Source organism: Microcoleus sp. K1-B1 (assembly GCF_036704705.1).
Taxonomy (GTDB): domain Bacteria; phylum Cyanobacteriota; class Cyanobacteriia; order Cyanobacteriales; family Microcoleaceae; genus Microcoleus.
The window spans coordinates 12,406-31,856 of record NZ_JAUBSH010000037.1; the positions used below are offsets into that span (position 1 = coordinate 12,406).

Annotated in this window: 17 protein-coding genes and 3 pseudogenes; 8 read left to right on the forward strand and 12 right to left on the reverse strand. The window is 45.2% G+C overall.

The window, feature by feature from the left end; genetic code table 11:
- Window positions 1-47 precede the first annotated feature (47 nt).
- Both QUA83_RS15495 and QUA83_RS15500 read right to left on the reverse strand, forming a co-directional pair.
- A complete protein-coding gene (locus QUA83_RS15495; RefSeq protein ID WP_333294024.1) occupies window positions 48-335 on the reverse strand; it encodes a PIN domain-containing protein in 288 nt (95 codons plus the stop codon).
- Window positions 336-448: 113 nt separating this feature from the next.
- On the reverse strand, window positions 449-676 hold the full coding sequence (locus QUA83_RS15500) for a hypothetical protein (RefSeq protein ID WP_333294025.1): 228 nt from the start codon (window positions 674-676) through the stop codon (window positions 449-451).
- Between the two features lie 208 nt (window positions 677-884).
- Here QUA83_RS15500 and QUA83_RS15505 point away from each other — a divergent pair, with 208 nt between their 5' ends.
- Entirely contained in the window at window positions 885-2,537 is a 1,653-nt protein-coding gene (locus QUA83_RS15505; protein ID WP_333154311.1) for an FAD-dependent oxidoreductase, read from the forward strand.
- Window positions 2,538-2,602: 65 nt separating this feature from the next.
- On the opposite strand, the gene QUA83_RS15510 is transcribed toward QUA83_RS15505, so the two are convergent.
- Window positions 2,603-2,980 (reverse strand): GxxExxY protein, encoded by a 378-nt coding sequence (locus QUA83_RS15510; protein WP_333294026.1) that lies wholly within the window; start codon window positions 2,978-2,980, stop codon window positions 2,603-2,605.
- A 329-nt stretch (window positions 2,981-3,309) separates the two neighbouring features.
- On the opposite strand from QUA83_RS15510, the gene QUA83_RS15515 reads away from it, so the two are divergent.
- The 4 genes from QUA83_RS15515 to QUA83_RS15530 all read left to right on the forward strand — a co-directional run bounded on the left by QUA83_RS15515 (window position 3,310) and on the right by QUA83_RS15530 (window position 7,447).
- Window positions 3,310-6,033: a valine--tRNA ligase gene (locus tag QUA83_RS15515; protein WP_333294027.1), complete on the forward strand. Its 2,724-nt coding sequence runs from the start codon at window positions 3,310-3,312 to the stop codon at window positions 6,031-6,033.
- Window positions 6,034-6,215: 182 nt separating this feature from the next.
- On the forward strand, window positions 6,216-6,527 hold the full coding sequence (locus tag QUA83_RS15520; RefSeq protein WP_333060152.1) for a DUF433 domain-containing protein: 312 nt from the start codon (window positions 6,216-6,218) through the stop codon (window positions 6,525-6,527).
- Window positions 6,528-6,875: a DUF5615 family PIN-like protein gene (locus tag QUA83_RS15525; RefSeq protein ID WP_333060153.1), complete on the forward strand. Its 348-nt coding sequence runs from the start codon at window positions 6,528-6,530 to the stop codon at window positions 6,873-6,875.
- Window positions 6,876-6,949: 74 nt separating this feature from the next.
- Window positions 6,950-7,447, forward strand: a complete 498-nt coding sequence (locus tag QUA83_RS15530; RefSeq protein WP_333294028.1) for a hypothetical protein — start codon at window positions 6,950-6,952, stop codon at window positions 7,445-7,447.
- Between the two features lie 155 nt (window positions 7,448-7,602).
- Here QUA83_RS15530 and crtB read toward each other — a convergent pair whose 3' ends face one another.
- Window positions 7,603-8,532: a 15-cis-phytoene synthase CrtB gene (gene crtB / locus QUA83_RS15535; protein ID WP_333146902.1), complete on the reverse strand. Its 930-nt coding sequence runs from the start codon at window positions 8,530-8,532 to the stop codon at window positions 7,603-7,605.
- A gap of 92 nt (window positions 8,533-8,624) precedes the next feature.
- A complete protein-coding gene (gene pds / locus QUA83_RS15540) occupies window positions 8,625-9,998 on the reverse strand; it encodes a 15-cis-phytoene desaturase (RefSeq protein ID WP_333068161.1) in 1,374 nt (457 codons plus the stop codon).
- A gap of 358 nt (window positions 9,999-10,356) precedes the next feature.
- Between pds and QUA83_RS15545 the strand changes: the two genes are divergently transcribed.
- A complete protein-coding gene (locus QUA83_RS15545) occupies window positions 10,357-10,995 on the forward strand; it encodes a restriction endonuclease subunit R (protein ID WP_333294030.1) in 639 nt (212 codons plus the stop codon).
- 79 nt (window positions 10,996-11,074) lie between these two features.
- On the opposite strand, the gene QUA83_RS15550 is transcribed toward QUA83_RS15545, so the two are convergent.
- The 3 genes and pseudogenes from QUA83_RS15550 to QUA83_RS15560 form a co-directional block, all read right to left on the reverse strand.
- On the reverse strand, window positions 11,075-12,337 hold the full coding sequence (locus QUA83_RS15550; RefSeq protein ID WP_333294032.1) for a hypothetical protein: 1,263 nt from the start codon (window positions 12,335-12,337) through the stop codon (window positions 11,075-11,077).
- 86 nt (window positions 12,338-12,423) lie between these two features.
- Complete coding sequence (locus QUA83_RS15555; protein WP_333294033.1) at window positions 12,424-13,512, reverse strand: SPFH domain-containing protein; 1,089 nt, start codon at window positions 13,510-13,512, stop codon at window positions 12,424-12,426.
- A 128-nt stretch (window positions 13,513-13,640) separates the two neighbouring features.
- Window positions 13,641-13,814 (reverse strand): annotated as a pseudogene (locus tag QUA83_RS15560) (Uma2 family endonuclease); the annotation flags it as partial.
- A 205-nt stretch (window positions 13,815-14,019) separates the two neighbouring features.
- On the opposite strand from QUA83_RS15560, the pseudogene QUA83_RS15565 reads away from it, so the two are divergent.
- Window positions 14,020-14,975, forward strand: a pseudogene (locus tag QUA83_RS15565) (IS630 family transposase).
- A gap of 12 nt (window positions 14,976-14,987) precedes the next feature.
- Here QUA83_RS15565 and QUA83_RS15570 read toward each other — a convergent pair.
- The 4 genes and pseudogenes from QUA83_RS15570 to QUA83_RS15585 form a co-directional block, all read right to left on the reverse strand.
- Window positions 14,988-15,584: pseudogene (locus QUA83_RS15570) on the reverse strand (Uma2 family endonuclease); the annotation flags it as partial.
- An 81-nt stretch (window positions 15,585-15,665) separates the two neighbouring features.
- Entirely contained in the window at window positions 15,666-16,028 is a 363-nt protein-coding gene (locus QUA83_RS15575) for a DUF6745 domain-containing protein (protein WP_333294069.1), read from the reverse strand.
- On the reverse strand, window positions 16,010-16,579 hold the full coding sequence (locus QUA83_RS15580; RefSeq protein WP_333294034.1) for a hypothetical protein: 570 nt from the start codon (window positions 16,577-16,579) through the stop codon (window positions 16,010-16,012). Before QUA83_RS15580 ends, QUA83_RS15575 begins: the two co-directional genes overlap by 19 nt.
- Window positions 16,580-17,093: 514 nt before the next feature.
- Window positions 17,094-17,234 (reverse strand): hypothetical protein, encoded by a 141-nt coding sequence (locus QUA83_RS15585; protein WP_333294035.1) that lies wholly within the window; start codon window positions 17,232-17,234, stop codon window positions 17,094-17,096.
- A 55-nt stretch (window positions 17,235-17,289) separates the two neighbouring features.
- Between QUA83_RS15585 and dnaK the strand changes: the two genes are divergently transcribed.
- The gene (dnaK, locus tag QUA83_RS15590; protein WP_333294037.1) at window positions 17,290-19,398 is read left to right on the forward strand and encodes a molecular chaperone DnaK; all 2,109 of its coding nucleotides are present in this window, start codon (window positions 17,290-17,292) and stop codon (window positions 19,396-19,398) included.
- The last annotated feature ends 53 nt before the right edge of the window (window positions 19,399-19,451 follow it).

Here is a 19,451-nt window from a genome sequence, read left to right on the forward strand (position 1 = left end):
TAACAACAGTTCCCGGAAAATTTCAACTTGCGCGGAATGACTCAGATTTACCAAATTGTGTCTATACTAGATAATTGAATCCGGCGATCGCGACTAATAACGGGTACATTAAGATACAAAGCAGTAGCAGCAATAATGCGATCGGGCAAATCGGGAATTTGCGATCGGTCAACTTGCCTTAAAGTCAAAGCTATATTGCGATCGAAAGGAATTTCAACCACTAAGGCATCATCGCTCTCAACTACTCTCAATAATAGATCGAGAGTAGTTGAATTAATGCGCCCTCTCTCGCTCAGATAGACAATTTCTGCTAATGTAATTGATGAAAAAGCCACCTAATTTCCCTCGACAGCTATCTCTTCTAGGGTCGTTCTAGCAGTCACCGAAAGTCGTGAATCGGCAAGTATATACCAGATCACAGCATCAGTATCAGCTAAAGCACGCAGCATTAGAAATCCTCCCTTGGGAAATTCGCCCATTCTTCGCTGCGAACTTCATCTATATCAGCGGCAGAGGGTGCAATTCCCAAGTCAGCACATAAACCCCACAATGATTTGCGGGGAGCGGGCCGAACAACTAATTCTCGTTCTATTTCAGGAACAATCCACTTAATCAATCGTAACTTTTCGGCTAGAGACAAGTGCTTAACAAGATTTAAAACCGCCTCAAAAGTCATGTTTTTTATGTTTCAATTTGTGATTGATGTAATTGTAGCATTTTGGCTGCCAAGGACAGCATCACCAGGTTTGGGTGGAGAAGATTCGTTTACCACGGTTCCCGGAAAAGTTAAAATTGTGTAGAAACAATCTAAACGTGCTATATTCAACTCCGTAAACCCTGAACTGCGCTTTCAGGTAATGCAAATTTATAAACGAGTCAACTGAATGCTCTCTACTTTCAAGAAACTAGCTTCAATTGCAATCATCTTTGCCGCCCTAAAACTTTTACTTAATTATCCGCCTTTCAGAGAAATAGAAAATTATATCGCAAATAGAAACCCAGCAAGTGCCACCTTAGACAATGGAACTCTGCAGCAAAAATCCAGCACCCCGCCTCCGATAACTCCCAAAAAACCACCTGAGCAAACCTTTGATGTAGTAGTATATGGTGATGAAGTACCGGGGATATGTGCGGCGATATGGGCGAAGAAGACTTTAGGCGCAAAGGGCAAAGTTGCGATCGTGCGATCGAACTACGGAAGAGATCCTTTGGGCGGCTTACTCACCCGCGGCGGTTTAGCTTACATCGATTTAGATAAAATCCCCGGTTGGTATCGCCAACCCTACGCCCAATGTTTTAAGGAATTCTTAGATAAAGCGAATGCGCGCGAATCTTGCTTAGACCCAAAAAGGGCAGATCAAGCTCTCAGGCAAATGCTTTCAGCAGCAAAAGTCAGAGTTATTTCCAACTCAACTCTTACTCCCCACGTCGTAGATAAAAAAATCGAATATGCCGAAGTAACAGGCAGCACCTTAAGAATTAAAGCCAACTCTTTTATTGACGTAACTCAAGACGCGGAATTAGCCAGAAAAGCCGGATTATCTTATTATACAGGATATGAATCTCAAAATATAAAATCAAAAAATGAAACTTTAGCAGTCTCTGTAGTTCCGACAATTACAGGTATAACGATGTCCGAATTCCGCAGCATAGAAGATGAAATTCTCTACAACAGGCCTTTGGTAAAAAAGATTAAAGAAAGCATTATGAAATCTAAAGATCCTGCCAGTACAAAATTCTGGATGAGGAATTTCTGGAGTACGATTTATCAGCCATATACAGACGGCTACGACATCAGAAGTGTAGCCATAGGAGCAGCCTATCACATAGATAGAAATTTGCCCTTTAGTCAAAATAAAGGATTCTTTTTTGATAAAGGCAATGTCTGCGTTTATAACAAAAATGTGCTGTCCTGGAATGGGTTTCTGTTTAAATACCAAGTTGACCAAATCATGAAGATGGAAGCTAACGGCAGAAAACCGACTCCTGAGATGATTAGAGAAATGTCACATCTCCAACACTGGCTACAAAAGAAGTCTGGTAAAGATGTGAGAGTATTTATTCCCGACGAGATTTATATCAGGCAAAGTTTGAACGTTCGCGATGTGGTAGATCCGCTGACGGGGCAGGAGATTATCAAAGGGGGAACAGCAGCGTCCAAGTCGATCGGCAGTTTTTCCTACGATTTCGATATGCGGGGCGGAGTCAAGAATTTATCTACGAGAATTCCGCCGCTACCAGTCTATAATTTCGGCATAGAAAGCGCTTTGGCTAGCAAAGTGAAGAATTTAGCCATTGTCGGGCGATCGTCCGGTTATGTCGGTATGGCTGTATCCGTCGGGCGAATAGCGACGGTGAATATTTATCAAGGACAAGGTGTGGGCGTTGCGGCTGGTTTGGCAAGCAAGTTCGGCGTGCCGCTAAATTCGATTACTTCGGCTGAAACGAAAAAAACTCTGGAGACTTTAACGGGGAAAACGACGTATTTGTCGGGGAGAGATACGAGTTATGGAGTGGATTATAAGGAAGTGAAATAGATATTAAGAGGAATGAACCGCAGAGGGCGCAGAGGGCGCAGAGAGGAGAGGGATGAGAGGGTTTTTTAGGAGAGGATGAGGCGGCGGATTCCTTCTTTTAAAAAGCGGACATTAAAGTTGATGAGAAGGGCTAGAGGATAACCAGTCATTTTGAGGTAAGAGATAACTTGAGCCTCATGGATAGGAAGTAGAGTTTGGACTGACTTTAATTCAACTACGATAGTGTTGGCAACCAGCATATCGTATCTGCCTTCCCCAACCACAACACCTTTATAAGTTACATTTACTGTAGGTTGAGGTTGAAAAGGAATTCCCCGGCGCGAGAGTTCTTCACGCAACGAATTCTCATATACCGCTTCCAAAAACCCCGGCCCCAACTCCTTGTGAACCTCCATCGCCGCGCCAATCACAGCATAAGTCAACTCATTAAGCTCCTCTCCCAACTCTCTTCTCTCCTCTTCTCAAACCAATAATCACAATCATAATCCAAAACCCTCCCCACACTCTTCCCTCTGCGCCCTCTGCGCCCTCTGCGGTTCAAAACTCTTCTCTTAATGGAGTGGATTGTAAAGAGGTGAATAGATATTAAGAGGATTTTACCGCAGAGAACACAGAGAGCGCAGAGAGGGGAGGGATGAAAGGTTTTTTTATGACATCCAAAACCCTCGCAACACTCTTCCCTCTGCGCCCTCTGCGCCCTCTGCGGTTCAAACCTCTTCTCTTCCCCCCGCTGTGGCACAATCTTATATATAAAACCTGCACCCTCTCGCCAATGACCGCAAACCTACCACCCCAATACGACCCCCAAGCCACCGAAGCCAAATGGCAAAAATACTGGGAAGACAACCAAACCTTCAAAGCTGATCCCGAAGCCGGCGGCGAACCTTACTGCGTAGTTATCCCGCCGCCCAACGTCACCGGCAGCCTCCACATGGGACACGCTTTTGAAGAGACGCTGATTGATGTCCTTGTCCGCTATCACCGCATGACTGGACGCAATACCCTGTGGTTGCCGGGAACGGATCATGCTAGCATCGCCGTTCAAACTATTCTCGAAAAGCAACTCAAAGCAGAAGGCAAAACTCGCCACGATTTAGGCAGAGAAAAATTCTTGGAACGGGCCTGGGAGTGGAAAGCGGAATCGGGCAATACTATTACTAATCAATTACGCAGTTTGGGCGTGTCTGTCGATTGGTCGCGTGAACGCTTTACGATGGATGAAGGCTTATCCGCTGCGGTTTTAGAAGCGTTTGTCCGTCTTTATGATGAGGGGCTGATTTATCGCGGCAATTACCTTGTGAATTGGTGTCCGGCGAGTCAGTCGGCTGTGTCGGATTTGGAGGTAGACCAGCAGGAAGTTGAGGGCCATTTGTGGCATTTCCGCTATCCTTTGACGGATGGTTCTGGTTATTTGGAGGTGGCGACGACTCGGCCGGAAACAATGTTGGGCGATACTGCGGTGGCGGTAAATCCACAGGACGATCGCTACAAGCATCTTATCGGTAAAACTGTGACTTTGCCGATCGTCGATCGCGAAATTCCAATCATTGCTGATGAGTTTGTCGATCCGACTTTCGGAACTGGTTGTGTCAAGGTGACTCCCGCCCACGACCCGAATGACTTCGAGATGGGTAAGCGTCACAATTTGCCGTTTATTAACATTATGAATAAGGACGGCACTTTAAATGAAAATGCTGCAGAGTTCCAGGGACAAGACCGATTTGTTGCCCGAAAAAATGTGGTACAGCGCTTAGAAACAGACGGGGTTTTGGTTAAAATAGAAGATTATAAGCATACAGTTCCCTACAGCGAACGCGGCAAAGTCCCGGTCGAACCTTTGATATCTACGCAATGGTTTGTGAAGATAGATCCTCTTTCTCAACGTGCTTTAGAAGCATTAGATAAAAGTAATTCACCAGTATTTGTTCCTGACAGATGGACAAAGGTTTATCGGGATTGGTTGGTGAAGCTTAAGGATTGGTGTATCTCCAGGCAATTGTGGTGGGGACACCAAATCCCAGCTTGGTATGCTGTTAGCGAAACTCACGGCGAAATTACTGATACGACACCTTTTATAGTTGCGAAAACAGAATCTGAAGCTAGGGAAAAAGCAACGGCTAAATTTGGTAATGACGTGCAGTTAGCAAGAGATCCAGACGTATTGGATACTTGGTTTTCGTCCGGGTTGTGGCCTTTCTCAACTTTGGGATGGCCGGATGAAACTAAAGATTTGGAGTTTTACTATCCCACAACTACTTTGGTTACAGGTTTTGATATCATCTTTTTCTGGGTGGCTAGAATGACGATGATGGCGGGACATTTTACTGAAAAGATGCCTTTTGATACTGTTTACATTCACGGTTTGGTGTTGGATGAAAACGGTCAGAAAATGTCTAAGAGTAAAAACAACGGTATCGACCCGCTGCTGTTGATTGGCAAGTACGGTACTGATGCTTTGCGCTACACTTTGGTTAAGGAAGTGGTTGGGGCCGGTCAAAATATTCGCATGGAGTACGAGCGCAAAACTGATGAATCGAAATCAGTGGAAGCTTCCCGGAACTTCACGAATAAGTTGTGGAATGCGGCCAGGTTTGTGATGATGAATTTGGAGGGACAGACTCCGCAGCAATTGGGAAGTCCTTCTGGGGGAGGTGGTTTGGAATTGTGCGATCGCTGGATTCTTTCTCGCTACAATCAAGTTGTGCAGCAAAGCCGCAATTGTTTGGAAAATTACGGGTTGGGGGAAGCGGCTAAGGGACTTTATGAGTTTATTTGGGGCGATTTCTGTGACTGGTATATTGAGTTAGTCAAGTCTCGCTTGCAACAGGATGCTGAACCAAATTCTAAGAATGTGGCACAGCAAACTTTTGCTTTTGTGTTGGAAGGGATTTTGAAACTGCTGCATCCTTTTATGCCGCACATTACTGAGGAAATTTGGCACACTCTGACTCAAACAGGTGATGATCAATGTTTGGCTTTGCAAGCTTATCCTGAAGCTGATATCTCGCTAATTGATGCTGAATTGGAACAGCAGTTTGACTTGTTGTTCGGTACAATTCGCACTATTCGCAATTTGCGGGCAGATTCGGATATCAAACCCAGTGTGAAGGTGACGGCGATTTTGCAAAGCGAAAGCGAGAAAGAACGCCAAATCATCTCAGATGGAGGCGTTTACATTCAGGATTTGGCAAAAGTCGAAAATCTGACAGTTACTGCTAGTGTGGATGCAGATTTGGGACAGACAATTGCTGGGGTTGTCGGTACTGTGCAAGTATTGATTCCTCTGGCTGGGGTGGTGGATTTGGCGGCTTTGCGTGCTAAATTAGAGAAGAAGTTGAGCAAAGTGGAAGCTGAAATTAAGCATACTGCGGCGCGCTTGACTAATCAGAAGTTTGTGGATAAGGCTACTCCTGATGTGGTTCAGGGGGCGAGGGATGCTTTGGCGGAAGCCGAAAAACAGGCCGAGATTTTGCGCGATCGGCTAAAGTTGTTTTAAGAGTTGACAGTTGACGGTTTTTAGTCAATTTGTAGGGTGCGTGAGGGCGAAAAACCTGGGAATCCCAAGGAAAATATTGACTCTCACGCACCGCAGGCGCGATCGGCTATAATCAAATAAGATTTTACAAGGTCTTTCGTTTTTAACTTAACTATTTAGAGATTTTAGTTTGGGATCTCATTATGCTATCAATAATTTATCCTCATATCGAGAAAGTAGCGGGTCAACCCGCACGGTTGCAGCGGATACCCCGCGTGCGGGTTGTTCAGATTGTGATGGATTATTTAGCTTACGGTTGGTCAGTCGAAGAAATGTGCCGCCAGCATCCTTATTTGATGCCGTCGGAGGCTCATGCAGCAATGGCTTATTACTTCGACTTTCAATCTGAAATTGAGCAGGAGATTCGCGCGGAATGGGAGCAGGTACAACAGGAAAAATCTTTGCTTTTACCTTCACCATTTTTCGTGAGAATGCGAGCTAAGGGATTATTGTAAGTGGCAATTTTTCTGTACATGGACGTTCACATTCCCCAAGCAATTACGGAGCAGTTGCGCCGTCGTGGTGTAGATGTTTTGACTGCGATCGAAGATGGTGCGACAGAATTGCCGGATGATGAACTTTTGGAACGTGCCACTCAGCTAGGGAGAGTATTGTTTACTCAAGATATCCGTTTTAGGGCAATGGCTCAAGATTGGCAGCGTCAGGAAAGACAGTTTGCTGGTTTGATATTTGGACATCAGCTAGGCGGTACGATCGGACAATTTGTTAAGGATTTGGAACTCATTACTTTAGCCTCGGAATCTGATGAATGGATGAATGCTGTTGAGTATATTCCTTTTTAGGACGCTCACACTTCCGTGTGAGAAAAATAGTAAAAATTAGGTCAAACAAAAAATACCAATTACTAATTACCCTCATGTTATATTTAGCCCAAGTACAAAATCAGGAAATTTTAGGCGAGATAAGTCTGCAATTGCTGGCTTGCCAAAATTCTGATGATACTTGGGCTATTCTTAGTGAAGAAAGTTTTTTGACATTACCGAAAGATTTTGCTCAAAATCAAATTAACTCTGCAACTAATGTTTTAAATGAAGGGATGCTAGTATTAGCAAATGTTGACGAAAATAGCCAGGTTTTGCATATTCAAGCAGCGACCAACTGGGTGCTACAATTAGTAGAGAAATATTTAACAACAGGCTTTACTCCCGATTTTTTGCAGCAAGAAGCCCAGAAAGCAGAAGATTGGAGGCAATCTCTCACTTTGCAGAGTCAAGAATTGTCTCGCCGCTTGATTGAAGTTGAAGCCCGCCGAGAACAAATTCAAAATTTAGAAGCAAAACTCCAGCAGGAAAAGCAATTGTTGGAAAGTTCGATCGCCCAATTGCAAATTCCGCCCGCTACTCCACTAATTTGACTTAGAATTTGACTTAAATTAACACACCAAACGTAGGGACACGGCACTAGCGCGTCCCCACTAACCTAATATGCAATTTGCTGGACATCATAATAATTTGTAACTTGACAAATACCCCTTACCCGTTGCCGAATCGCCAACAATACGGGCTGCGACTAAAGCACTTTTGACTTCAGCCAAGCGGCGGGGAGACACAGCAGTTTCTGAGAATTGCTAACATAAGCCCGCTTCTGGAAAACATCGTACTGATTGCGTTCGATCGCATTTAAGATTCTGCTGTACAGCATAGTAGCAGCCCAAACAGTCCAGCGGATATCGGGACTGAGCACTTTAATTCCCGGTTCGGCGCTGGCGTATAATTTGCGAGCTCGCTGAATTTGAAACCGCATCAATTCGCGCCAGCGGTTGTCAATGACACCGTTGAATAAATCTTCTTCGGTGTAGTTAAACAAGGCTAAGTCTTCTAAGGGAATGTAAATGCGGCCGCGGCGGGCGTCTTCTCCGACATCGCGCAGAATATTAGTCAACTGCTTGGCAATACCCAGGGCTATCGCTTCTTCTTTGGGAATTCTATTCCCCCAGTGCCAATTCCAGTTAGCAGCGGAGTTCGATTCGCCTACACCCATGACAGACATCGACATCAGCCCTACAGTACCCGCTACTCGATAACAGTAAAGATTGAGCTCTTCAAAAGTTTCGTAGCGGCTGCGGTACAAGTCCATTTGCTGGCCCGCAATCATTTCTCGAAACGGCTGAATGTCGATCGGGAAACGAGACAGCGTATCCACCAACGCTACGTCGTAGTCGTCGTGAGGATGGCCGGCAAACACAGATTCTAGGCGTTTTTCCCACAGATTGAGGGTTTCAGGGGTCGTTGCATCAGAACCCGGCCCGTCTACGAGTTCGTCGGTGCGGCGGCACCAGACGTAAATCGCCCAAATCGCCCGACGCTTGGCTTCGGGCATGAGTTGAGTGCCTAAATAAAAATTTTTGGCATAACTCGCCGTGACTTGGCGGCACAGTTCGTAAGAGTCATCCACAGAGGCCAGAGTTCTCATGCACTGGAGTTTTGACAGTTGCAGCATCCGAGAATAAGAAATTTAAAGATTAGAACTGATTTTCCCCCGTTTAGAAAACGGGAGATTTTTTTACGTCTTTATGAAAAATTCTTAATTTTTCATTGGTTATTGGCCGTTGAAATAGCCTGCGCTGTCAGCTTACCAGAAAGCACGGCACCTTCCATACTCGCAAGATAACGCTGCATTGTATAATCCCCCGTTAGATAGAAATTGCTAATGGGAGTTGTTTGTGTGGGACGGCACTGCTGGCGTCCGGGAGTGGCTTTGTAGACGGAACGTGGGGTTTTGACTACGTGATATTTGAGCAGTTTGGCTGGTTCTGGGATTTGATCGGGAAAGAGTTTTTCTAACTCGACCATTGTGGCTGCGACGATATCTTCGTCAGATTTGCCTATCCAGTCTTTTGCCGGTGCTAAAACCAGTTCCAGCATGGATTTGTCTGGGTTGGCATATTCGCGGCAGGTGTTGCTCATGTCGGCGTAGACGCTCAGCAGGGGCGATCGCGAGAACAGCAAGTGATCGATATCAGTTAATTTGCGATCGAACCACAAGTGTACATTAATGACGGGTACTCCCTCCAAGCCTTCGAGCTGTTTGAAATAATCCATTTCGCCCCAAGGTTTCGGCATCATCAACTTCAGCGGGTCAACCGGCATCGCGGAAACATAAATATCGGCCGTCAGAATTTCTGATTCTGCCCCTTTTACTCCCCGAATCTGGAACCCACGCACCGTGTTGTCATCGTTGAGCAAAAACTCTCCGATGGGTGCATTCAGCCGTACTTCACCACCGCGCTCAGTTATGTAGTCTACCATCGGCTGACACAACCTCTCTGTGGGGGAACCGTCTAAAAAGGCCATTTTCGAGCCGTTTTTCTCTTGCAGGAAGCGGTTGAGGGCTGTCAGCAGTATGGTTGCCGATATTTCGTGGGGGTCAATGAAATTGAGCGCCTTGGACATGGCGATGAATACTTCTTTTTCGACTCTGGGGGGGACGTTTTGCTTTTTCAGCCAGTCGGAAAACGAGTATTTGTCCATTGCTTCGACATAGTTTTGACCCTGAAGCATCGCCGGAATCAAACCTATACCGAAGCGGATTTTTTCGGGCCAGGTGAGCATATCGTTGTTGCTCAAGATGGCTGCGACGCCGTTGAAGGGGGCAGGAAGGTCGGGAAAGTCAAAGCGGGAATAGGTTCCGGGGGTTTCCGGCTGATTGAAAATCATCGAGTGCTCTTTCCATTGCAGCCGGTCTTCAATGTCAAGTTCTTTGAATAATTGGAGCATATTCGGGTATGCACCGAAGAAGATGTGGAGGCCGGTTTCATACCAGTCGCCGTCTGCATCTTTCCAGGCGGCTACTTTGCCGCCGAGTACGTCTCGACTTTCTAGGACTATGGGGGTGTGGCCCGCGTCGGTGAGATATTTAGCGCAGGAAAGTCCTGCTAAGCCTGCTCCGGCGATCGCAACTCGCATTTGATACTACTTGGCCTCTGTGTTCGCTTCGGTTTAATTATACTTTACAACTCGTTACATTTTTTTGGGAAATCTGTAGGGACACGGCTGTGCTTGGAGGTGTCGGCTTAGCCCGAAAGTCCGCCAGGGAATTAATTCCCTGTCTCATAGCGCAAGTCTTCTCCAAGAAGACTAATGAGTTCTTCAGTCCTCTTTTAGAGGACTTTAGCTTTGAGGCAGGGGTTTCAACCCTTGCCGGACTGCGGGTCTGACCTTAAGTGCCCTAGTGCCCTATGCCCTAGGAAACGCAATTAACAGAAATTTAGCAATAATTGCTATCATCAATTATGAGGCAAATTTCAATAAATTAGTTAAATTTATGGTACAAACAATTCAAGCTAGAAATGTCGCACTGAATGATTTGGAAACCCACTTCAAAATAGAGTGGATTGAGGATGACCAATTCTTTCGCGAGTGGCAAGATGATTTGCCAGAAATCAGTGATTATGAAAAACAGCGACTAGACAGAGTGAAAGCAAGTTACAGGAATTTGCTTGCTCGTCCACCAATGCTAGAAAATACAGTCAAAATGGTAGTGCTGTCTCCGCTGTTGGATTTAGCTGATTTTTATCTTGCTCCTTTTCATGTTACTTCAGAAAAATCTGTAGAAATTGTTGACGAAGACGAGGGAGTGATTGTGAGGGGACAGTTGGATGTTTTGGCTTTGTTTCAGGAGTTTTGGGTAGTGGTGATCGAGTCCAAGAAGGCTGCGTTTTCTTTGGAGGTCGGGATTCCGCAGTTACTAGCTTATATGTTAGCTAATCTGAGTGCCGATCGACCTACTTACGGATTGTTAATGAATGGCTCTAGTTTTTTATTTGTCAAGTTAGTTAAGCGGGAAACACCGCAGTACGCTTTTTCTCGCTGGTTTTCTATGTTCAATCCGGGGAATGATTTGTACAGTGTGCTGAGTATTTTGAAGCGCCTCGGTCAGTTGAATGTTGGCAATCTAGTTTAGAAAGCGATCGCACTCTTCTGTGAGGGCGATCGCTCAGAGATGCGGTTGTAATTCGTTTCAATGAAAAATGAAGAATGAACTAATTAGCAGACGGAACAGGCGCTGTTGGTAATTTTTGGCTCGGTACAGGTGCGGTAGAGGGAACAGGCGCTGGCGGTAATTTTTGGCTCGGTACAGGTAAGGAAGTTGGTTGAGGTTGCGGTTGAGGCAGACCAGGAACACGGATATATTTCCAATTACCAGTAAACAATAGGTACATAACACCCGCAAGTACGACACCGCTAACAACAGCAGCAGTAATTTTCCAAACACTGTAGGGACGCTCGCCTTGAACTTCAGCGGTGCGTGCATTAACCATTACTTGATATCGCTGGTTTTTATAGCGATAGGCGCACAGCCACACAGGTAGCAAAATATGCTTAAAAGTGATAGCATTGTAATTAGTAGAAATGCTGTGAACCCGCTGCTCGTCGCCACCAATATTCCTACAAACATCCGAGTGAATAGTACCGGCCATGACATTTTTAGCAGATTCAAATCCTTGATCGAGAGAGACTTGCGATCGCTGCGCTTCAAACCCAGCTAAATAAGATGAATTGTAAGGGCGCAGCGACTCCTTGAGATGCCAAGGTTCTAAGGCATCCAGGCGGGGGCGATCGACTGAAGTTGTGGCCGGAATCAGAATATCATCAAAAGAGCGATCGACTCTGCCAGAAGCAGGCCACCACCTGGTATGTTGCACTTGGCGAGTCTTAGTTTCTGTTTCGCCCTGCGAGTTTTTTTCCGTATAAGTCTCAGTCACGTAGTAGTGTTCTCCGCGAGAACCCTGATAGTAACTAACCGTATAAGTGTCGTAAGTCCAAAATGGCAAATAAACCCCTTGAATTTGCTCTTGTTGCGCTAGGGATTTCAAAGCAGAAGGAGCAAACCAGCGATTGCTGAGCCACTTCTGAATGCTTTCTCTGGCCTGTTTATCAGTAACTTTAAAGGGAACAATTCCCTCTGGATGCACAGTGGGGCTAGCTTTTTCAGGTTGCGTCACAATTGGAGAAGCACAAAATGGGCATTTACCCGCTACTTTCGGCGGTTCAAAAGTAACACTTGCTCCGCAATCATTGCATTTTACTTCAAGGGCTGTTGTTGATAAAGTTGTCAGTGTTGTTTCGTCGAATTGTAGATATTGTTCGTAAGAATTTTCCTTTACCTCTTCAGCAGTTTGGGGAATTGCATCTTCCCAGCCACAGTAAGCACACTTGAGTTTTCCTGCTTGGGGGTTGAACTCTAAATAAGCCCCGCAGGTAGGACAGGGAAAACGTTTAACAGCAGGTTCTGAAGTATTCATAATGGTTAATTGGTGATGTAATTGGTAATTGGTAATCGGGAAAGCATACCAATTGCCAATTACCAATTAACTAAATATGCAAAATTTTAGGCTGCGGCTGGCGGGGGAGGCGGCGGTACAGTCGCCAACACAGATGCTAATTCCGGCACTTGCGATGCTAACTTCCAGCCGTCAAAACCTGCACGCCAAACCATTACCTGATGTGTCAAACCATTTTGCAGAAGTTGATCCAATCCAAAAGGGCCTGATTGTTGACCGTTCTGGGCAATATACCACTGATGTTGTGTTGGCGGGGGAGGTGGCGGCGGAGTTTGCGATGCGGGCGGCTGCATCATATTTGTCATTTGTTGACCTAGTGCCATTCCCATGCCCAATTCTAATGCTTGATTGCCGCCGCTGGGGTTATTTGCTGATGCTTCTATGGCGTTAGCAGCTTGATATTGGGTATATTGCTGCATATTTCCCAAAAGTCCGATCGAGGCTCGTTTGTCGAGTGCTGCTTCAACTTCTGGAGGCATCGAGATATTTTCAATTAATATCTGAGTTAATTCTAACCCGAACTGCTGGATACTTGGCTCTATGGCAACTCGTACCTGTTCGCCCATCTGCGTGTAGTTGGCTGCAAAGTCCAGCAGGGGAACGCGGGAATTGCCAACCCAATTGGCAAAGGCACTGACTATTGTATTGCGGAGTTGATCGGTGATTTCATCTACTTGAAATAGCCCGTCAGTGCTGATTAGTTGTTTTAAGAGTTGTTCTGGATGGGAAACTTTAATGTTGTATGTGCCAAAAGCCCGCATTCGCACTGGGCCGAGTTCTGAATCGCGGATAATTACAGGGTTAGAGGTTCCCCATCTCAGGTTGGTAAATATTTTGGTGTTAAAAAAGTAGACTTCTGCTTTAAAGGGAGAGTTGAAACCGTAGGGCCAACCTTTTAAGGTGCTGAGAATGGGTAAGTTGCGGGTGTACAGTTCGTACATTCCCGGATCGAAGACATCGGCAACTTGGCCTTCGCTGACAAAGACTGCTCTTTGTCCTGGTCGTACAGTTAGTTTAGCACCTTGTTTAATTTCGTTTTGGTGGCGCTCGAATCGATAGGCAATGGTGTCGCTGGTATTGTCCAACCATTCGATGATATCGACAAATTCGCCGCGAATCTTGTCAAAGAGTCCCATAGATTTATTTTGGGTTGTTGTTCGATTTTAGCTTCAAGAGGAGCGATCGATGTTCCCGATCGCCATTGTAAAGTTTTTACGTGCGATCGCGATCGCTGGGGATGGGGGCGATCGCACTTTCAGACAATTCACAATTCCGGTTCAATGCCAGCCGATCGCAACTGAGCGCGCAATTGCTCTAATTCTTGTTGGGCGCGATCGGCTCTTTGCCGCTCTTGTTCTGCTCTTTCAAAACCCGATAATAACAGATTCCCTTCACTATCCCACCAGCGCAACCAAGGTAATTCCACATTTTGATATATAGCCTTTCTCAGAAAGATGAGGTATCATGTTACTGACACTCACTCGTGAGGGTCAAACAGAGAAGATAAGATCAAATTAACTATAATTACATGGTTCAGTAAAGCCTCGCGAAAGCGATACCACACATAATAGCACTTTTTTGACAGCATGATCTGCTTGCCTCACAACACGTTTACTTGTACCCAACTTCATACATTGTTAAAAATGAAAGCTTATTCGATTGATTTTAGGCAAAAAATCCTTGATACTTATCATGCTGAACCCATTTCACAAAAAGCAATAGCTAAGCGTTTTTCTGTAGCCCTGAGTTTCGTACAAAAATTGCTTAAACAATATCGTGAAACAAAAAACATTACTCCGAGAACTGACCGATGTGGAGTCAAAGGCAAACTTAATGCGGATCACCTACTCATCTTGGCGGAATTGATTGAAGCAAATAATGATGCAACTCTTGAAGAACTCCGTCCCAAACTTTATGGGAAAATTGGATTTTCCGTTAGTAGAGCAACAATAGGAAGAATGATAAAACTCTTAAATATTACTGTCAAAAAAAAACTCTCTTCCCTTCAGGCCAAGGCACGGAGCGAGTTCAACTCCTGCGATGTGAGTTCTGGAAAACAATTAAAGAGTAAGGTTTGAAAGACTTAATATTCCTTGACGAATCGGGAGTTAATTTAGCAATGGTTAGGTTATATGCTAGATCTCTAAAAGGTGAAAGAGCCCGGGGGCCAAAACCAACTAAACGTGGCAAAAATGTCTCAATAATTGGAGCAATGTCAGTTAAGGAAATTTTGACATCCGTTAATTTAATAGGCTCAACTGATGCAATTACATTTGAAGCTTTTATCATCAGAAAACTTGTACCCAAACTATGGAAAGGTGCTTGTGTCGTGATGGATAATTGTCCAATTCACTTGGGAGAAGAAGTGAAAAAAGCGATCGAAAAGAAAGGGGCAAAGTTAATATACTTATCACCTTATTCACCAGATTTTTCACCAAGTGAAAATCTGTGGTCAAAACTTAAAATCATTCTCCGTTCTATCAAGACTACTAATTATCAAGAATTAGCCAAAGCCATAGAGTTTGCGTTGGGGCAAGTTACATCGTCAAATATTTTTAACTGGTTTACACACTGCTGTTATTGTACCTCATCTTTTTGAGAAAGGCTATATACCTTGCCAAATTCCCAATTCCACTCCTAACTGTGCGATCGGATAATGACCGCGCTCATTTGCAGCAACTAATTGATACCTATCTTCGATCAGGTGATAGACTTCAACGCTAGCCTTAGTTACTTCATAAATTCCGTAAAAGGCCGGACGGATGACATTTTCATAAATCCAGAATTTACCCGGCTTAGTTTCCTGTTGACCAGATAGCAATAAAGGCGTTCTGTCCCGTTCTTCTGCACCATTGCCCGATACAAACTCTAACACAATTAACGGTGCTACAAATTCTTGCCACATCACATAAGAACGGCGCAATTGACCGTCAATAGTGGGCGGGACATTGGGCACATAAAACCAGTCTGGTGCTTCCGCACCCCGTTCTAGCGGCTCAGTTAATCGCCAATAAATGCCACTGTCTTGACCGATGCAATAGTTACCGTCATCGTGAATTCTTTGCAGAACCGGAGTAATTGAATCTGTTAGCAGGATGCTTTGGGGATGTTCTTGAAAGTTTTTCACAAAAGTGCCGTCTGATTCGGGTAGCTGAGTGTGGTCTGGCCAGCCTGTAGGATTGTTTTCTATATCTAAGGTGAATTTCATAGTTTTATTGAGATTGTAGGTGTTTTTGATAGGGAGAGCAATGGAGGTTTTAACTGAAATTATAACTATTGACGCCAGATATCAGTTATCACCAATTGTTTCAATTAGGAATTTCTTTAATTCGGTATTTTCTTCCTCTAAAAGCCATTCCGATCGCCATTCATTCGGATGGATTTTGCCGTATTTTTCGGGTAAGGTGACGCCGTGATAAGCATAGAGGCTGTATCCGTCAGCAAATTGAATGGCGGGCCCTCCTTTGGCGTGGAGGCGGTGTTCACTGTCGAAGGAGAGGATGCGGGGGCGATCGCACACAATACAAGTATTTTCAAAAGGATAAATCCACCCGCAGTTGGCCACTAGCAACTGAAATGCTCTCCATTTAACGGTATCGCGATCGCCGTTTAATACTGAAATATAGAAATCACTTAACGCGCCGCGAGATATCGATGCAAAAAAAAATTATTGATGTCATTATGTTTGTGTATGGTAAACCAATCGAATTTACGCCTTCTTTCGTGCCATGTATCAAGTACGGTGATTTGTCTGCGAGAATCGAGCGATTTTTCTAAACTTTTAAATGCTGACCCCAGCAGCCAGTTAAAATAGTCTACCAATTGGTTTATAAGAAATCTATATACTTCTCTATTCAGCAGAGAACACAAAAAAAACTCCTCTTTTCTTGTCACAAGTGGAGTCAGCATTTTGGATGTCAGATTATGCCCGAAAACTGCGGTTATTTGCTGTTTTATGTTCCTCGAAGATCGAGATTCTCTGCTGGTTTCAAAAAATGGGATAAAAATGCGATCTAAAGCTGCACGGGGGCTATCGCAGATAACAATCTGCGGCTGTTTATAGCCGAGGGCTGCATAGGCAAATCTTACTGATTGTGTGGCTTTTTGGCTGTCGATTGGCTCTGTGGAGAGTGCAATTTTTCGCCACTTTTCTCGATAAACTGGAATCAGGACTTGTTGTTGCGGGGTCAGTTGTTCGATCATCGTTTTCCTCTAAGTCTGCAAACAATATTTGTCAATAAGTAATCCTGTCTGCACCGACGCACGATCGTACTTTAATACTTTGCATAACTCTTGCCTCCTTAAGTTTGTAGTGAAAATTAATCTTGTTCAGTTCTCGACGCATCTATGCCAAAGAAACCGGGTTTTTTACCGAATATGTGGGTGAGTGCGAAAGATTTTCGTAAAAAACCCGGTTTCTGACCAGCCGTGCGTAATTCCTACTTGTAATAACCTCAATCTTCATCCCACTTATCTTTAACTGCTTTGCCTTTTAGATTGAGAAACTTAACTGACTACAATACTTATAATCCGGGCATTCAGGCTACCTCTATGTTAATGATAGGATAACTTTTGCTCTCCATTCTAACTGATATCTTGCACCCTTCTCAAGTAGCCCTTTATGAACAGGCAAGATGCCTGTTCCACAAGAACATTGAATTTTTGTGGAACAGGCATCTTGCCTGTTCTTGAGAATGGTGCAAGATATGGGTTCTAATTAATTTGCTCCTCGGTTGCTGCGCCAAACCGTATGCAAAAAAGGTCGATCGCACCCAGCCAACCCCAGCAACCTGAACCGCAGGTGAGGCAATCCCCCTGCAGCCCCCGCTTCTCGACGCGGTACAATAAGTGCAATCATACTTAACGCTTATATTGAAAAAGTTACACACAACGCCACAGGAGACAACTGACGCATGGGTAAAGTAGTTGGCATTGACCTCGGAACAACAAACTCAGTAGTAGCCGTCATGGAAGGCGGCAAACCGGTTGTGATTGCCAATGCAGAAGGGATGCGGACAACTCCCTCGGTAGTCGCTTTCACAAAGGAAGGAGAACGCCTTGTGGGACAGATGGCCAGACGCCAGACTGTTCTCAACCCGCAAAACACCTTTTACGCCGTCAAGCGGTACATCGGACGCAAATATACCGAACTGACTCCAGAATCAAAGCGCGTCCCTTACACAACTCGCCGCGACGAAAACGGGAACATTAAAATCAAGTGTCCCCGCCTGAAAAAAGATTTTGCCCCAGAGGAAATTTCGGCGATGGTTTTGCGGAAACTGGCCGATGAAGCCAGCCGCTATCTGGGACAAGAGGTAACGGGGGCTGTAATTACTGTTCCCGCTTATTTCAACGACTCGCAGCGGCAGGCGACGCGGGATGCTGGACGAATTGCCGGACTTGAAGTCAAACGGATTTTAAATGAGCCGACAGCGGCTTCTTTGGCTTACGGTTTGGAGAGGCGAGAAAGTCAAACTATTTTAGTGTTTGATTTGGGCGGCGGTACTTTTGATGTGTCGATTTTAGACGTGGGAGATGGAGTATTTGAAGTTAAAGCAACTAGCGGCGATACTCAATTGGGCGGCAATGATTTTGACTCCAAAATTGTTGATTGGTTGGCAGAACAATTCTTAGAAAAAGAAGGAATTGATTTGCGTCGAAATCGGCAAGCTTTGCAGCGCTTGATCGAAGCTGCAGAAAAAGCCAAGATTGAGCTGTCGGGAGTCGGTGTCACCGAGATTAATTTGCCGTTTATTGATGCGAATGAAGATGGGCCTTTGCATCTGGAAACGCGGCTGACTCGCGGTCAATTTGAGGGGCTGTGCACAGATTTGGTGCAGCGGCTGCGGCGTCCGGTGAAACAAGCTTTGGCTGATGCAAGTTTGAGTCCTTCTCGCATTGATGAAGTTGTGCTAGTCGGCGGTTCGACTCGCATTCCTTTGGTGCAGGAAGTTGTTCGCAACTTGATCGATCGAGAGCCAAATCAAAATGTGAACCCCGATGAAGTTGTGGCGGTGGGAGCGGCAATTCAAGCAGGTATTTTGGGTGGGGATGTCCGCGATGTGCTGCTGTTGGATGTGACGCCGCTGTCGCTGGGTTTGGAAACTATCGGCGGGGTGATGAAAAAACTGATTCCTCGGAATACTACTATTCCCGTCAGGCGATCGGACATTTTTTCGACTGCTGAAAACAACCAAACTGTGGTAGAGATTCACGTGATCCAAGGGGAACGGGAATTAGGCCGGGATAATAAGTCTTTGGGACGGTTTAAACTAACTGGAATTCCGCCGGCACCGCGAGGAATTCCGCAGGTGCAAGTAGCTTTTGATATTGATGCTAACGGGATGCTGTTAGTGACTGCTTTGGACAAAACTACCGGCAGGGAACAAAGCATTACTGTGCAAGGTGCTTCGACGCTGACTCAGCAGGAAGTGAATCAAATGATTCGCGATGCGGAACAGTTTGCTCAAGCTGATAAATTGCAGCGGGAAAGGGTAGAAAAACGCAATCGCGCTGAAGCTTTAGCTTATCAAGCGGAGCGGCAGTTGCGAGAGGTGGCGCTCGATCGCGGAATGCAGTTTGCTCAAAGAAGCCGCCAGCGAATTGAAACTTTAATTCGGGAATTGCGAGACAGTTTGGAACGCAATGATGAGCGGGGAGTTGACCAAGTTGGTTCGGATTTGCAAGATGCTCTTTACGATTTGAGCCGGGAAGTTTCCGCATTTGCGATGGATGACGATGATGACGATTTCTTTGAGTCTGTGAAGCGGACTTTTACAGGCGACAGTACCAAGCGGCGTAGCGATGACAGCAGCTATTATCAAAATCCTAAACCGTACAGGCGATCGACTGTCGATCCAATTCCAGATCGCCCCTACGATCGTATGAACGATCGTATGGGCGATCGTATGGGCGATCGTATGGGCGATCGTATGGGCGATCGTAGAAGCAGTGCTAATCGCCCCACTCGCCCTTATCAAAATCAAAGCGACGATTGGGATGATGACGACGATTGGCTCTAATTAGTGGTTAGTCATTAGTCCCTAGTCATTAGTCCCTAGTTTGAAGCAGGGAA

Bases quoted from the DNA above. Each gene is read 5' to 3' on its own strand.
- QUA83_RS15500 (WP_333294025.1), bottom strand. From the start codon at position 676: ATGACTTTTGAGGCGGTTTTAAATCTTGTTAAGCACTTGTCTCTAGCC.
- QUA83_RS15505 (WP_333154311.1), top strand. From the start codon at position 885: ATGCTCTCTACTTTCAAGAAACTAGCTTCAATTGCAATCATCTTTGCC.
- QUA83_RS15515 (WP_333294027.1), top strand. From the start codon at position 3,310: ATGACCGCAAACCTACCACCCCAATACGACCCCCAAGCCACCGAAGCC.
- QUA83_RS15520 (WP_333060152.1), top strand. From the start codon at position 6,216: ATGCTATCAATAATTTATCCTCATATCGAGAAAGTAGCGGGTCAACCC.
- QUA83_RS15530 (WP_333294028.1), top strand. From the start codon at position 6,950: ATGTTATATTTAGCCCAAGTACAAAATCAGGAAATTTTAGGCGAGATA.
- crtB (WP_333146902.1), bottom strand. From the start codon at position 8,532: ATGCTGCAACTGTCAAAACTCCAGTGCATGAGAACTCTGGCCTCTGTG.
- pds (WP_333068161.1), bottom strand. From the start codon at position 9,998: ATGCGAGTTGCGATCGCCGGAGCAGGCTTAGCAGGACTTTCCTGCGCT.
- QUA83_RS15545 (WP_333294030.1), top strand. From the start codon at position 10,357: ATGGTACAAACAATTCAAGCTAGAAATGTCGCACTGAATGATTTGGAA.
- QUA83_RS15550 (WP_333294032.1), bottom strand. From the start codon at position 12,337: ATGAATACTTCAGAACCTGCTGTTAAACGTTTTCCCTGTCCTACCTGC.
- QUA83_RS15555 (WP_333294033.1), bottom strand. From the start codon at position 13,512: ATGGGACTCTTTGACAAGATTCGCGGCGAATTTGTCGATATCATCGAA.
- QUA83_RS15580 (WP_333294034.1), bottom strand. From the start codon at position 16,579: ATGATCGAACAACTGACCCCGCAACAACAAGTCCTGATTCCAGTTTAT.
- QUA83_RS15585 (WP_333294035.1), bottom strand. From the start codon at position 17,234: ATGATTGCACTTATTGTACCGCGTCGAGAAGCGGGGGCTGCAGGGGGA.
- dnaK (WP_333294037.1), top strand. From the start codon at position 17,290: ATGGGTAAAGTAGTTGGCATTGACCTCGGAACAACAAACTCAGTAGTA.